This window comes from Arthrobacter sp. BG3, from assembly GCF_056680185.1.
Window position 1 is genome coordinate 2243959 of sequence record NZ_CM155270.1, and the last position, 13270, is coordinate 2257228.

Consider the following 13270-nt stretch of genomic DNA (forward strand, 5'->3'; position numbering starts at 1 on the left):
GCCCACGGTGAGCCCCAGGAGACAATGAAGTGTCCATTGAGACGATTAACCCCACCGACCCCGCGTCCGCAGCAGAGCCCGTAGCGGTGCTCAGCGACGAGGAAATTTTCGCAGCCCACCAGGGCGGCAAGCTTTCAATTTCCAGCACCGTGCCGCTCGCCAGCAAGCGCGACCTTTCCGTCGCCTACACACCCGGAGTCGCCCAGGTCAGCCGCGCCATTGCCGCCAACCCGGAACTCGCCAAAACCCTCACGTGGGCCCAGCGCCTCGTCGTCGTCGTCAGCGACGGCACGGCCGTCCTGGGCCTGGGCGACATCGGCCCCAGCGCCTCGCTGCCGGTGATGGAGGGCAAGTCAGCCCTGTTCAAGGCCTTCGGCGAGCTCGACTCCATTCCGCTGGTGCTCAACACCACCAACGTCGACGAGATCGTGGAGACCCTCGTCCGCCTGCGTCCGAGCTTCGGCGCAGTCAACCTCGAGGATGTCTCGGCGCCGCGTTGCTTCGAACTCGAGGAAAAGCTCATCGAGGCCCTCGACTGCCCCGTCATGCACGATGACCAGCACGGCACCGCCGTCGTCGTCCTCGCGGCCCTGACCGGCGCCGCCAAGGTAACCGGACGCGAACTTGAGAAGCTGCGCGTTGTCGTCTCGGGCGCCGGCGCCGCCGGGATCGCCGTCGCGCAGATGCTGCTCACCGCCGGCATCACCGACGTTGTGCTGCTGGACTCCCGCGGCGTCATCAACAGCGAGCGTGCGGACATCGCCGCCGATCCCGCCAGCAAGAAGGCCGAGCTGGCCCGGAGCGGCAACCCGCGCGGCGTCTCCGGCGGACCCGCCGATGCCCTGCTGGGCGCCGACGTGTTCATCGGCGTCTCCTCCTCCAAGCTGGCCGAGGAGCACCTCAAGCTGATGAGCCAGGACTCGATCGTCTTCGCGCTGTCCAACCCGGACCCCGAGGTCCTGCCGGAGGTAGCACGCCGGTACGCGGCCGTCGTCGCCACCGGCCGCAGCGACTTCCCGAACCAGATCAACAACGTCCTCGCGTTCCCCGGCATCTTCCGGGGGGCCCTCGATGCGGGCGCCCGCCGGATCACTCCGGCCATGAAGCTGGCTGCGGCGCGCGCCATCGCGGCACTGGCCGAAGAGGATCTGTCGGCCGACTACATCGTCCCCAGCCCGCTGGACCCGCGGGTGGCACCGGCAGTTTCAGCCGCCGTCGCCGCTGCGGTCGAAGCCGAGTAACAACAGCTAAACAGACGACGACGGCGGCGGCGCTTCCTTGGGGGATGCGGCGCCGTCGCCGTCTTTTGCGTTCCGGCGCACTCCTGGCGGACCGCCCCGATCCGCGGACCGCCCCTCTTGGCGGACCGGTCTGAACCGCCCGCTGCCGCGACCTAGACTGGGGCGATGAACACCGAGACAGTTGTGACGATCATGTGCGGCCTCGCCATCCTCGTGGGCGTGGTCGGCACCGTCATCCCCGTGCTGCCGGGCAGTATCCTGATCGGTCTGAGCCTGCTGGCCTGGGCCATCTGGGGCGGCGCCGGAACCACCGGCTGGGTGGTCTTCGGGATCGGCCTGGTCTTCGTCCTCGCCGGGATGGCCGCCAGTGCGGTGCTGACCGGCCGGAAGCTCAAACAGCACAGCATTCCCGGCCGCTCGGTGATGGCCGGGCTCGTCTTCGGTGTTGTAGGAATGTTTATCATCCCCGTCGTGGGCTTGTTCGTTGGGTTCGCCGCCGGCCTGCTGCTGAGTGAACTGCACCGCACGCGCGCTTTCGGCACCGCCATGTCATCGAGCTGGGCTGCACTGAAGGCCACGGGGCTGGGAATGATCGTGGAGTTCGGGCTCGCCTGCCTTGCCGGCAGCACCTGGGTGATCGGCCTGTGGATTTCGGCTGCGGCCTAGTCTGCCGCGGCCTCCCGCAGCGAACTAGCATGGAGGTATGAGCGCCGGACCAGCCGAATCCGCACCCCGCCCCGCCCTTTACCGCGACCTCCGCGACCTGACGCCGTTCCGCACGGCGGTCATCCGGACGCCGGTCCGCGGTCTCGCCGAGGGTGTGGGCGGGGCAGTCTCCGGAGTCCTGGCGGGCCGGACCCGCGGCACCCTGCCCGTGGAGGGCGGCGCGCCGCGGCTCGGCAAAGTGGGCCGCAAGGCGCCGGGAAAGGCCGCGAAGGCCGTGCACGCCGCCATCTTCGGCAGCTCCGACCCAAACCGGCTAATCTCCCTGGCGCACACCTACCCCGGGTGGGCCGGGCTGTGCTACCTGATGGCGGGGCTGCTGAGCTACGCTCACGGCGGCCACCTGCGCGCCGCCGAGCTGCTCCAGCGCGGAATGCTGACCAGGAACGAGGACGACGCGAACCTGTATGCCTCCGCCAACCTGAGCCGTGTCGTCACCCGGGTGACCGTGGCCGAGCGGGTCGAGGTTCCGGTCCTCTTCAGCGAGGAAGGGGTGTTCCTGGCGCTTTCCCACTCGTTGCGCGAAGCCGGCCAGCCGGAGGCTGCCCTTGCGGCGCTGACCGGACTGCCGCCGTCGTTGCCCATGGCTTTGGCGCGGTGCTCGCTCGCCGCCGCCCTGGGGCGCCACCGGGACGTGGTGGATGACACTGACGGGCTGCGCAACGGTGATGACCTCTCGGCGGCGCTGCTTCTGGTGCGGGCACGCTCGCTCCGGAAACTTGGTGCCAACGCGGCCGCCCGGGCCGTCCTGCAGGAGGTCCTGCGCCGGCGCGGGACCGACTTCACGCTCCGCAGCGATGCCCTGACGGACCGCGCGCTCCTGCTGCTGGACAACGGGCGGAAGGCGCTGAACCGGCTGGAGTGGCAACACCGCCAGCCCGTCGAACTGGAGACGGTCCGGGCCATCCGCAAGGACGCAGAACTGCATGAGCTCTGGGACCGCGAATACGGCTGGACCGACGACGACTGAACCAGGGCAGAGTGTCCCGATCCGGAGGACATCAGGGCCCTCTTCACCGCGGCCGCCTTGTACTCCACCCGCCCGGACGACCCCGAGCCGTGGACCGGGCGCGAGCAAATCGTCGAGCGCTGGATCGCCGCGCGGGATGAGCCGGGGGACTGGACGTTCGAGTGGAAACTCCTGGGCGCAAGTGACCTCAGCCGCGCGAGAGGGCGTGGCCCAGGAGCGGAACCAGCTGCTCGGACAGCAGCACAGCCCCCAGTGCCACCATGATGATGCCGCTGGCGAGCGTCACCCTCCGCGCCGCGCCCGGCCGGGAGTGCAGCAGTTTCCGTGCCAGCAACGCAACGCAGCTATAGACCACCGCGACCAGCAGCACGAAGGTCAGGCCCAGGAGGCCGGACTGGACCGGCACCGGCAGCGGCGCGTCCGGGCTGACAAACTGCGGCACCAGGGCCACGTAGAACAACAGGTCCTTCGGGTTGATCCCGCTGGTGCCCACGCCCTGCAGGAAGGTCCGGAACTGGTTCTCCGGCGCCCGCACCTCGGCGCCGCCGAAGCTCGCTCCGCGCCAGGACCGGATGGTTGTAAACCCGAGCCAGAGGAGGTAGGCCGCGCCGGCCGCCGTCAGCCACCCCAGCACACCCGGGATCCCGGTGAGCAGGGCCGCCAGGCCCGCGACCAGAAGCACAGTGTGCAGCAGGTAGCCGCCGCAGAGTCCCGCGACCGCGGGCACGAAACTGCGTTGTTTCAGCCCTGCGGTGATGGAATAGGCCCAGTCGACCCCGGGGGTGCAGGCAAGGGCGCCGGCGACCACCAGAAAGGCGAGGAAAAGCTGAGGGTTCATGGCGGTCTCCTGAGGGGCGGGTACAGGAAAAGTCTAAGAGAATTTCCGCCAGAAGTGTTCCCTCTTTTCGCGGAAAAACGCCGCCTGACGGTAAGATTATTGCGTGATTGACCACTTGGACAGAAGTATTTTGCGCCACCTCAAAGAGGACGGCCGCATGACGGCCACGGCGCTCGCCGCCAAAGTGGGATTGACCGTGGCGCCCTGCCACCGGCGGCTCCGCGACCTGGAGGCATCGGGCGTCATCCGCGGCTACCGGGCCGACATCGATCCGGCCGCGGTGGGGCTCGGGTTCGAGGCGATCGTGTTCGTCACTCTCCGCCAGGTGGACCGGGCAACGATGGAGATTTTCGAGAGCCGAGTGGCTGACAACCCCAGCATCGTGGAGGCCCAGCGGCTGTTCGGGTCCCCCGACTACCTGCTTAAAGTCATCGCCGAGGACCTGCCCGCCTACCAGCGCTTCTACGACAGCGAGCTGACCTCGCTGCCCGGCGTCGAGCGGCTGACATCAACGCTGGTGATGAAGAACCTGAAAACCAATACCGGCCCGCCGGTCTAGGCGGTGCCGTTCCGGTGGCGGTTCCCGGGCCGGGTGCGGGCATGGCTCTTCCTAGCCCAGCAGCCCCGTTGTCCGGTAGGGAATGACCTCACGCAGGAACATGCTCGTGGAGGTCCGCACAATGCCGGGACAAAGCCGGATTTCCTCGGAGACGCGGTACAGGTCATCCGGGCTCTTCGCCACCACGCGGATCAGCAGGTCGGTCTCGCCGGCCGGGGCGTGGCATTCGAGCACCTCGGGGATGTTCCGCAGCGCGGCGATCGCCTCGTTCAGGTGGCTCTGGTCCAGTTCCGCACTCACCGAGGCTGCCACCCCCCGGCCCAGCGCCGAGGGCAGCACCCGGCTGCTGTTCGGCCGCAGGGCGCCCGACGCCGTCATCCGCTCCAGACGGGACTGCACGGTGCCGCGCGCCAGGGCCAGCTTCTGGGCCAGCACCATGATTGGCAGCCGTGGATCCTCATCGAGGGCAAGGAGAATCCGCCTGTCCGTAGCGTCGAGTTCCTGCAATGTGACCACTTCCTGTACGTCATTCATGCCTGAATTGATCAGTCTGACCATTGTAATCCCCACCCGTTGCGCCAACTGTAGGACTTCTGTTGAAATAGTGACAACAAAGGGACACGGGCCACCGCCGGTTCCCACAGGCTACAAGCACCCCGGCACACCACCCGGACCTTGGATGAGGCTTCCCGCAAGGAACCCGCCCGCTGACTGACTCTTGATCACACCATCGTCATTCCGCATAATGCCCCGCAATCGCAGTGCCATGGCCCGGAGCAACGCCCCGGGCCCGGCACGGCAAGAGCCCCTGAGCCACCGACGTCGGTTTTCCCGAAGTCATCGGTAGCTGAGGGGCTCTTGTGTGTCCACCGCCCCCCAGGCAACGCGGGGTCACCTCCGGCCCATGTTCCGCCCCGACATGGGCCGGAGGTGACCCCGCGTTGGTGTTGGAATGGCTCCGGCGCGGGCGGCGCATAGGCTGGAGCCATGACCTCTGCCGGCCGCTTCGCCCCCAGCCCCTCCGGCGAACTGCACGTCGGCAACCTCCGCACGGCCATCCTCGCCTGGCTCTTCGCCCGGTCCACCGGCAGGCAGTTCCTCATGCGCGTTGAGGACCTGGACCGCGCCCGGGCCGGCGCCGAGGCGAAGCAGCTCCGGGACCTGGCCGCGATCGGCGTGACCTGGGACGGCGGCGTCGTCCGTCAGACGGACCGCCGGCCCCTCTACGCGGAAGCGATCGCCCGGCTGACCGCCGCGGGACTGACGTACGAGTGCTTCTGCACCCGCCGCGAGATCCAGGAGGCGCCGTCCGCGCCGCACGCCCCGCAGGGAGCCTATCCGGGCACCTGCCGGGAGCTGTCTGCGGCGGAGCGTGAAGCCAGGCGTGCCGTCCGCCCCGCGGCGATCCGGCTCCGGTCCGCCGTCACCGAGGCGAACGTCCAGGACGTGCTGAAAGGCAGTTACACGGGCGTGGTGGATGACTTTGTGCTCCGCCGCAACGACGGTGTGACCGCCTACAACCTCGCCGTCGTCGTGGACGACGCTGCCCAGGGCATCGACCAGGTGGTGCGCGGGGACGACCTGCTGCCCTCGACGCCGCGGCAGGTCTACCTCGCCTCGCTGCTGAATATGCCCGTTCCGGAATATGCCCACGTTCCGCTCGTGCTGAACGCCGACGGCGCCCGGCTGGCCAAGCGCGACGGCGCCGTCACGCTCGCGGACCTTTCCGCCGCCGGCATACCCGTCGGCCAGGTGCGCGACGCGCTGCTGGCATCGCTCGGGCTGCCGGCCGGGCAGCTGGAGCATGCCCTGGCCGTGTTTGACCCCGCCGCGCTGCCGCGGGAGCCATGGATCTGGCCCGGGATGGCCGGCCCGGACGCGTAGGCTTGAACCATGTCAGAACCAGAGTTCAGGGAAGCGCGCAGCCCGCAGCCGATTTTTACCGTCGAGACAGCGAAGATCCTCGCCGAAGTGGCCCACAACCGCCAGAAGGACAAGCTCAAGCGGCCCTACCGCGAGCACGTGATCGCTGTCGGGGATGCCCTGGCGGACTTCGACGACGACATCCGGATTGCCGGCTACCTGCACGACATCGCCGAGGACACCCCCATGACCCGGCAGGCACTGCTGGACATGGGCGTCTCCGAGCGCGCCGTGGACATCATTGAGCGCGTGACCAAGCGCCTGCATGAGAACCCTGACGACTACCAGGCCGGCATCCGCTACATCGCCGAGGACCACGACGCCACCCTGGTGAAGATCGCGGACAATGCGCACAATTCCCTGCCCGAGCGCGTCAGGGCGCTGGCCGAAAAGTGGCCGGACAAGCCGCCGGTCACCCGCTACAACGAGGCCCGTCCGGTGCTCTACGCCGCAGTTCCGGTGGAGGAAACCCGGAAAATCCTGGCCCGGATCAACCCGTGGCTGCTGGAGGAGCTGGACGATCTGCTCGACGAGGCAGACGACACCGACTACGAAAACCTCTCCTATGACGACGCCCCGGAGGGCGAGCCGTCCGGGGCGGAACCGGCGGAAACCCCGGCCGGGGCCGCAGAGTCCGGGCCGCACCAGGACTGAGCCCCCGCCGGCCGCAGCGGGTCCTTCCCCACCCCGGGACCTCCGTCGCCGTTCACAGCAACGCGGGGTCACATCGCGCCCATCCCGGGGCCCAACATAGGCGATATCTGACCCCGCGTTGCGGTTGGCAGGGATCGCGCCCGCCACAGCAGGCCGATGTAGGCGAGATCGAAGACGCTGCAGAGGATGCCGACGCCCAGGATCAGCGGCGAGTTGGCGTACCAGCCGAACACAATGGTGGGTGCGAGTGTTCCGATCCACTTGCCCACCGCAATCAGCAGGGATTGGCCGCGTGATCCCCGGCGGGCAACAAACATGGCGATGAACAGCCCGGACATCAGCAGATTCTGCAGGAACGCCGCGTAGCGCGCAGCGTCGTTCCAACCGAACTCGACCACGAACAGCAACTGAACTGCGAAGGACGTGGCGCCCAGCAGGAGCGCCCAGCCGATGAAAAGCGGCCGTGTCACCCAGGGCGGCAGCTCGGAACGGCCGAACCGGAGGAAGGTGTACACAATCACGACGTCGGCGAGTGCCCACGCGATGTTGAAGGCCCCTTGGGTGGAGATTCCGGTCGCAACGGACCTCACGGCATAGATGGTCTCCCAGGCGAAGTTGAGTCCGAGCGCCGCGGCCGGAATCGCGTAGCTTCGGTCCCTGAATCCGATCCGGATGCCATCAACGTAGACCGCGGTCCAGGCGAGGCCGCTCACAACCGTCAGGAACAGGATCACGGCTTCCTCTCTGGTTCACCACTCAGGCAACGCGGGGTCACATCCAGCCCATTCCGGGGTTCAACATGGGCGATATCTGACCCCGCGTTGCAGTAGTGGGAGTTACACCCGGCCCAGGGCGTCGATGTCCTCGAGGAATTGCTCGTGGACCGCGTCGCTGACCGTGGTCCGGGTGTCGGCGATCGCGTCGAGGTAGTCCTGCGTCGCGGGGCCCTTCCGGACCGCGTCGCGGATGGAGGCGGTGGGACTGGAAGCCAGCCCGCCGTCGTCGTACACCGCTTTCTCGAGCGCCCGCTGGGACGCGCTCCGGGCGGCATACTCGATGTCCGCGGGGGAGAAGCCCTCGGTCCGGTCCACCAGCAGCTCCACGTCCACGTCATCCACGACCGTGGCGGGAATGAAGCGCTGCCACATGGCCTCGCGGGCCTGGCGGTCGGGCAGGCCGATGGGGATGACGTAGTCGAACCGGCCGTGGCGCAGGAACGCGGTGTCCAGGGCGCGGATGAAGTTGGTGGCGCAGACCAGCAAGCGGCCGGGCTGCTCGCGGAAGGCCGGGATGATCTTGAGGAGTTCGTTGGTGACGCCCTGCAGCGGCGACGGCGGTTCGCCGGACCGCTGGGAGGCGATCTCCTCCACCTCGTCGATGAACACGACGGCGTGCTCCAGCTCCGCGATCTCCAGGAACGTCTCGCGCAGCGCGCCGGCGAGGCCCTTGGGGTCGGAGGCCAGCCGGGAGGGGAAGACCTCCACGAAAGGCCATTCGAGGCGGGAGGCAATCGCCTTCGCGAAGGTGGTCTTTCCGGTGCCGGGAGGGCCGAAGAGGACGACGGCGCGCGGCGGGACCACGCCGTATTCGTCCGCGAGGTCGGCCTCGGCCAGGGGAAGGACCAGGCGTCGTTCCAGCAGTTCCTTCTCGTTCCGCATGCCGGCGACGTTTTCCCAGAGGTCGCGGGCCAGGATCCGGCCGCCGAGCTGGCTGAGGGGTTCAAGTTCCTGACGCTGCACCGGGATCTTGCGTTCGAAATAGCGCAGGTTCTTCTTCAGCACGAAGCCGCGGCCCAGGAACGCCTCCACCCGGGTCTCGGATTCCGGCATGAGCGCGGAGAGCTTGTTCAGCCCGTGCGGGGCCATCCGGTTCTCGACGGCGGCCAGCAGCGACGTGCCGATCCCTCGGCCGCGATACTCGGGGAGGGTGGCCAGGAAGACGATCCAGCCCTGGTCGTGGGCGGCGCGTCCGACGGCGGCGCCCACCACCTGGTCGCCCTGGACCGCGACGACGGCGTGGTCCTTTTCGCAGGAGGCCAGCACCTCGGAGAGCGCGTAGACCGGCTCGACGTTGCTGGCTTTGAGGGTCTCCCAGAGGTGCAGGATGCCGTCAAGATCGGCGGAGTGAAAATCCCTGATTCGCCAGTTGGTCATAAGGTGTCTCCCGGGTGGTTCGTCGCTGAGCCAGTGTGAATCTTTCCGTCGAGCATATGCGAACCGCCGCCCGCAGAGGTTGCGGGGACGTTGCGTTACGGGAGGCGGAATGCCGAAAGGCTACTCCGGATCTCCGCCGGCGCTCCCTGCGGGCCGGGCAGCCACGAGCGGATACGGGCCGGTGAAGCCGTCCCGGACGGCGGCGATTTCCAGGATGCGGTGCCGGCAGAGGCGCCAGCCCAGCATCAGGAGCGGCACGATGACCACGAGGGACGCGATGGTCCACGTCCCCACAGGCGAGTCGAATGCCATGAGGACCAGCACCGCCAGGAGGAAGGCCAGCGTGAGCCAGCCTGTGACAGGAGCACCAGGCATCCGGAAAGTCGGGCGGAGCAGCTCCCCGCGGGCCGCGAGCCGTGCGAGCTGCATCTGGCACAGGACGATCATGGCCCAGGTGCTGATGATGCCCAGCGATGCGACGTTCAGGACGATCTCGAAGGCCTCGGCCGGGACCAAGGCGTTCAGGATAACGCCCAGCAGGGCCACGCTGGCGGTCAGGGCGATGCCGCCGTAGGGGACGCCGGACTTGTTCATCCGGGCGGCGAATTTCGGCGCAGACCCCGAAACGGACATGGAACGCATGATCCGGCCGGTGGAGTAGAGGCCGGCGTTGAGCGAGGACAGTGCCGCGGTCAGAACCACGAGGTTCATGATGGCATCCACGCCCTCGATCCCGATGGATCCGAAAAACGTCACGAACGGGCTTTCGCCGGCCTTGTAGGAGCTGTAAGGCAGCAGCAGCGAGAGCAGCACGAGCGAGCCGACGTAGAACACGGCGATACGGACTATCACCGTGTTGATGGCCCGCGGCATGATTTTTTCCGGGTTTTCCGTTTCGCCGGCGGCGGTGCCGATCAGCTCAATCGAGGCGTAGGCGAACACAACACCCTGCATCACCACGATTGCGGGCAACAGGCCGTTGGGGAACACGCCGCCGTTGTCCGCGATCAGGCTGAACCCGACCTCCTGCCCGGCGACGGGGGTGCCGAAGATGACGAAGTAGATGCCGACCAGCAGGAAGGACGTAAGTGCCACCACCTTGATCAGCGCGAACCAGAATTCGAGCTCGCCGAAGACCTTGACGCTGATGAGGTTGAGGCCCAGGACCAGGATCAGGGCGGCCAGTGCCCAAGCCCACTGCGGCACATCCGCGATGGGCGCCCAGTACTTCTTGAAGAAGTTCATGTAGAGCGCGACGGCGGTGATGTCCACGATCGCCGTCATGGCCCAGTTCAGCCAGTACAGCCAGCCGGTGACGAACGCGGCCTTCTCGCCGAAGAATTCACGGGCGTAGGAAACGAATGAACCCGACGAGGGCCGGTGCATCACGAGTTCGCCAAGGGCGCGCAGGATCATGAAGGCGAAGAATCCGCAGACGGCATAGCTGATGACCAGGGCCGGCCCGGCGGTGGCGAGGCGGCCGCCGGCGCCCATGAACAGGCCAGTGCCGATGGCGCCGCCGATCGCGATCATCTGGACCTGCCGGGGTTTGAGGCCCTTGTGGTAGCCCTGGTCCTCGGCGTGGAGCGCGGCCTCGGTGGCATGGGCGTGCGCCGGAATGGTGTGGTCGGTGACGGCCTGTCGCCGTTGGGCCGTTTGTTTTTGGGCGCGGGCAGTTTCGGGATAAGTCATGGGAATCCTTTGGGATTGAGGGTGCGCTACTTGCTCAGGTTGGCCAGGCGCTGCGGGCTGAGGAGGTCGGTGAGCTGCTCGGCGGTGAGCAGCCCGTGTTCAAGCACCAGCTCCGCGACACCCTTGCCGGTGGCGAGGGCTTCCTGCGCGATGGCCGTGGCCGTGGCGTAGCCCAGGTGCGGGTTGAGAGCGGTGACCAGCCCGATTGACTGTTCCACCGTGAGCCGGAGGTGTTCGGTGTTGGCGGTGATGCCCCGGACGCAGCGTGCCGTGAGGGTGCGGCAGGCGGCTTCCAGGTGGCTGATGCTCTTGTGGAGGCTGTGGACAATGATCGGTTCGAAGGCGTTGAGCTGGAGCTGCCCGGCCTCGGCGGCCATGGTGATGGTGACGTCGTTGCCGATGACCTCGTAGGCCACCTGGCTGACCACTTCGGGGATGACCGGGTTGATCTTGCCGGGCATGATCGAGGAGCCGGACTGGACCGCCGGGAGGTTGATTTCGCCGAACCCGGCGCGCGGTCCGGAGGAGAGCAGGCGCAGGTCGTTGCAGATCTTGGACAGTTTCACGGCGACCCGCTTGAGCACTCCGGAGAGGTGCACAAAGGCGCCGACGTCCTGGGTGGCCTCGATGAGGTCCACCGCCGTGACGAGGGGCAGGCCCGTGATCTCGGTCAGGTGCCGGCAGGCGGCCTCGGCGTAACCGGCCGGTGCGTTGAGGCCGGTGCCGATCGCGGTGGCCCCGAGGTTGATTTCGTGGATCAGCAGGTCGGCTTCGGCCAGCCGGAGCCGGTCCTCGCCGATCGTAACCGCGTAGGTGCCGAATTCCTGGCCGAGCGTCATGGGAACGGCGTCCTGCAGCTGGGTGCGGCCCATCTTCACCACCGTGCGGAATTCGAGCGCCTTGGCGGCGAAGGCGTCCTCGAGTTCGGTGAGGGCATCGAGGAGTTCCCTCGCGGCGAAGATCGTGCCTAGCTTGACCGCGGTGGGGTAGACGTCGTTGGTGGACTGGCTGAGGTTGACGTGGTCATTGGGGTGCAGCCGCGCGTAGTCGCCCTTCGGGTGTCCGAGGATTTCCAGGGCACGGTTGGCGATCACCTCATTGGCGTTCATGTTTGACGACGTCCCGGCACCGCCTTGGATGACGTCCACGACGAACTGCTCGCTGAGCTTGCCGTTCATGATGTCCGTGCAGGCCTCCTCGATGGCCTGGGCGCGCCCGGCGTCGAGCAGCCCGAGCTCGTGGTTGGTGCGGGCGGCGGCCAGTTTCACCGCGGCCAGCCCGCGGACAAGGTACATGTTGGAAGCGAGCGGCTGGCCCGTGATGGGGAAGTTCTCCACGGCCCGGAGGGTGTGGACACCCCAGTAGGCGCCGGCGGGAACGTCCCGGTCGCCCAGAAGGTCGTGTTCGGAGCGGAAATCTGCGCGTTCGTCGAGCGAGGTCATGGCGGTCCTTACGGGGCGTCGGGGGCGTTGGAGGTTTCGGGGGAGGGCAGGAAATTGGCGGCCTGCAGCAGCCCGACGGGCCGGCCGCCGCCCAGCACAGGTGCTGCAGCAAGGTGCGCCAGGGGCGAGGTGTCGACGTCGAGCGCCGCCAGAATCCGCACGGTGACGGGCATCCGGGCGCGGTCGCCGCCGTCGGAGATCTTCACGGCGACGGCGCGGCCGTCGGGCAGGCCCACCAGCTGGACGCCCTCGAAGCCGTCCTTGGCCAGCAGCCCGGGGACCAGTCGCATCAGCGCTGTAACGTCGCGGTCCTCGCCCGCCACCATTACGGGGTGGCGACGCATGGCGCGTGCGACGGCGGCTTCCGCGCTGCCGCCGGGTCCGGCTGCCGCGGCCAGCCGCCCGAACGCGCGGGACATGCCGCGCAGGGTGAGGGCGAAGAGCGGCGTGCCGCAGCCGTCAGTGGAGGTGCGTTCCGGTTCCTCGCCGGTCAGCTCCAATACGGTCCCGGCCACGAGCTGCTGCAGCGGGTGTGCCGGGTCGAGGTAGCCCTGGACCGGCCAGCCGTTGATGACGCAGGTGGCGGCCATCGCGGCGTGCTTTCCGGAGCAGTTCTGCGCCAAGCGGGTGGCCTGCCCGCCGCCGCTGAGCCATTCCTCGCGCTCGCGGACTCCATAGGGGAGGTCAGTGCTGTTCTCGAGGTCGCCAGGGGTCAGCCCATGCAGGTCCAGGATGCGCAGCGCCCCGTCGCGGTGGGCCGCGGCGCCGGAGTGGCTGGCGGCGGCGAGGGCGAGGAGTTCGTCCGGGAGCTCCAAGCCGGCGCGGACCATGGCGACAGCCTGCAGCGGCTTGAGGGCAGAGCGCGGGTAGAACGGGGCGAGGGGCTCGCCGGCGGCCAGGAGGGTGCGGCCATCCGCGGCGGTGGCGATTGCCGAGCCGTAGTGGACGCTCTCGACAAGGCCGTCGCGGGTCTGGACCGCGAGCGGGGCGTGCTGCTGGAGCCGCTCCGGGGCATGCGGCGTCGGGATGTGGACGAGGGCAGGAGAAATCATTGCGTCCTTTGGCGGTTATGTGG

The 13270-nt window shown here is 68.2% G+C and carries 13 protein-coding genes; 6 read left to right on the forward strand and 7 right to left on the reverse strand.

What is annotated here, in order from left to right; translation table 11 throughout:
- The first annotated feature begins 29 nt into the window (after positions 1-29).
- The 3 genes from AC1MFL_RS09980 to AC1MFL_RS09990 all read left to right on the forward strand — a co-directional run bounded on the left by AC1MFL_RS09980 (position 30) and on the right by AC1MFL_RS09990 (position 2934).
- Positions 30-1241: an NAD(P)-dependent malic enzyme gene (locus tag AC1MFL_RS09980; protein ID WP_479815242.1), complete on the forward strand. Its 1212-nt coding sequence runs from the start codon at positions 30-32 to the stop codon at positions 1239-1241.
- Positions 1242-1406: 165 nt separating this feature from the next.
- Positions 1407-1907 (forward strand): DUF456 domain-containing protein, encoded by a 501-nt coding sequence (locus AC1MFL_RS09985; protein ID WP_479815244.1) that lies wholly within the window; start codon positions 1407-1409, stop codon positions 1905-1907.
- Positions 1908-1944: 37 nt separating this feature from the next.
- Complete coding sequence (locus AC1MFL_RS09990; RefSeq protein ID WP_479815246.1) at positions 1945-2934, forward strand: hypothetical protein; 990 nt, start codon at positions 1945-1947, stop codon at positions 2932-2934.
- Positions 2935-3121: 187 nt separating this feature from the next.
- Here AC1MFL_RS09990 and AC1MFL_RS09995 read toward each other — a convergent pair whose 3' ends face one another.
- A complete protein-coding gene (locus AC1MFL_RS09995) occupies positions 3122-3772 on the reverse strand; it encodes a LysE family translocator (protein WP_479815248.1) in 651 nt (216 codons plus the stop codon).
- Positions 3773-3875: 103 nt separating this feature from the next.
- Here AC1MFL_RS09995 and AC1MFL_RS10000 point away from each other — a divergent pair, with 103 nt between their 5' ends.
- Positions 3876-4331, forward strand: coding sequence for an Lrp/AsnC family transcriptional regulator (locus tag AC1MFL_RS10000; protein ID WP_479815249.1), 456 nt, complete (start codon positions 3876-3878; stop codon positions 4329-4331).
- A 51-nt stretch (positions 4332-4382) separates the two neighbouring features.
- Here the strand turns inward: AC1MFL_RS10000 and AC1MFL_RS10005 are convergent, their stop codons facing one another.
- Positions 4383-4865 (reverse strand): Lrp/AsnC family transcriptional regulator, encoded by a 483-nt coding sequence (locus tag AC1MFL_RS10005; protein ID WP_479815251.1) that lies wholly within the window; start codon positions 4863-4865, stop codon positions 4383-4385.
- A 453-nt stretch (positions 4866-5318) separates the two neighbouring features.
- Between AC1MFL_RS10005 and gluQRS the strand changes: the two genes are divergently transcribed.
- Together gluQRS and AC1MFL_RS10015 are read left to right on the forward strand one after the other, a co-directional pair.
- Positions 5319-6215, forward strand: a complete 897-nt coding sequence (gluQRS, locus tag AC1MFL_RS10010; RefSeq protein WP_479815253.1) for a tRNA glutamyl-Q(34) synthetase GluQRS — start codon at positions 5319-5321, stop codon at positions 6213-6215.
- 9 nt (positions 6216-6224) lie between these two features.
- Positions 6225-6908 carry an HD domain-containing protein gene (locus tag AC1MFL_RS10015; RefSeq protein ID WP_479809437.1) on the forward strand — a complete coding sequence of 228 codons (684 nt, stop codon included), beginning with the start codon at positions 6225-6227 and terminating at the stop codon, positions 6906-6908.
- 68 nt (positions 6909-6976) lie between these two features.
- Here the strand turns inward: AC1MFL_RS10015 and AC1MFL_RS10020 are convergent, their stop codons facing one another.
- The 5 genes from AC1MFL_RS10020 to AC1MFL_RS10040 all read right to left on the reverse strand — a co-directional run bounded on the left by AC1MFL_RS10020 (position 6977) and on the right by AC1MFL_RS10040 (position 13247).
- Positions 6977-7642 (reverse strand): transmembrane-type terpene cyclase, encoded by a 666-nt coding sequence (locus AC1MFL_RS10020; protein ID WP_479809438.1) that lies wholly within the window; start codon positions 7640-7642, stop codon positions 6977-6979.
- Between the two features lie 102 nt (positions 7643-7744).
- Positions 7745-9061, reverse strand: a complete 1317-nt coding sequence (locus AC1MFL_RS10025; RefSeq protein ID WP_479809439.1) for an ATP-binding protein — start codon at positions 9059-9061, stop codon at positions 7745-7747.
- Between the two features lie 120 nt (positions 9062-9181).
- A complete protein-coding gene (locus AC1MFL_RS10030) occupies positions 9182-10753 on the reverse strand; it encodes an amino acid permease (protein ID WP_479809440.1) in 1572 nt (523 codons plus the stop codon).
- Between the two features lie 26 nt (positions 10754-10779).
- Positions 10780-12195 carry an aspartate ammonia-lyase gene (locus AC1MFL_RS10035; RefSeq protein ID WP_479809441.1) on the reverse strand — a complete coding sequence of 472 codons (1416 nt, stop codon included), beginning with the start codon at positions 12193-12195 and terminating at the stop codon, positions 10780-10782.
- Positions 12196-12203: 8 nt separating this feature from the next.
- Positions 12204-13247 carry an asparaginase gene (locus tag AC1MFL_RS10040; RefSeq protein WP_479809442.1) on the reverse strand — a complete coding sequence of 348 codons (1044 nt, stop codon included), beginning with the start codon at positions 13245-13247 and terminating at the stop codon, positions 12204-12206.
- Positions 13248-13270 lie beyond the last annotated feature (23 nt).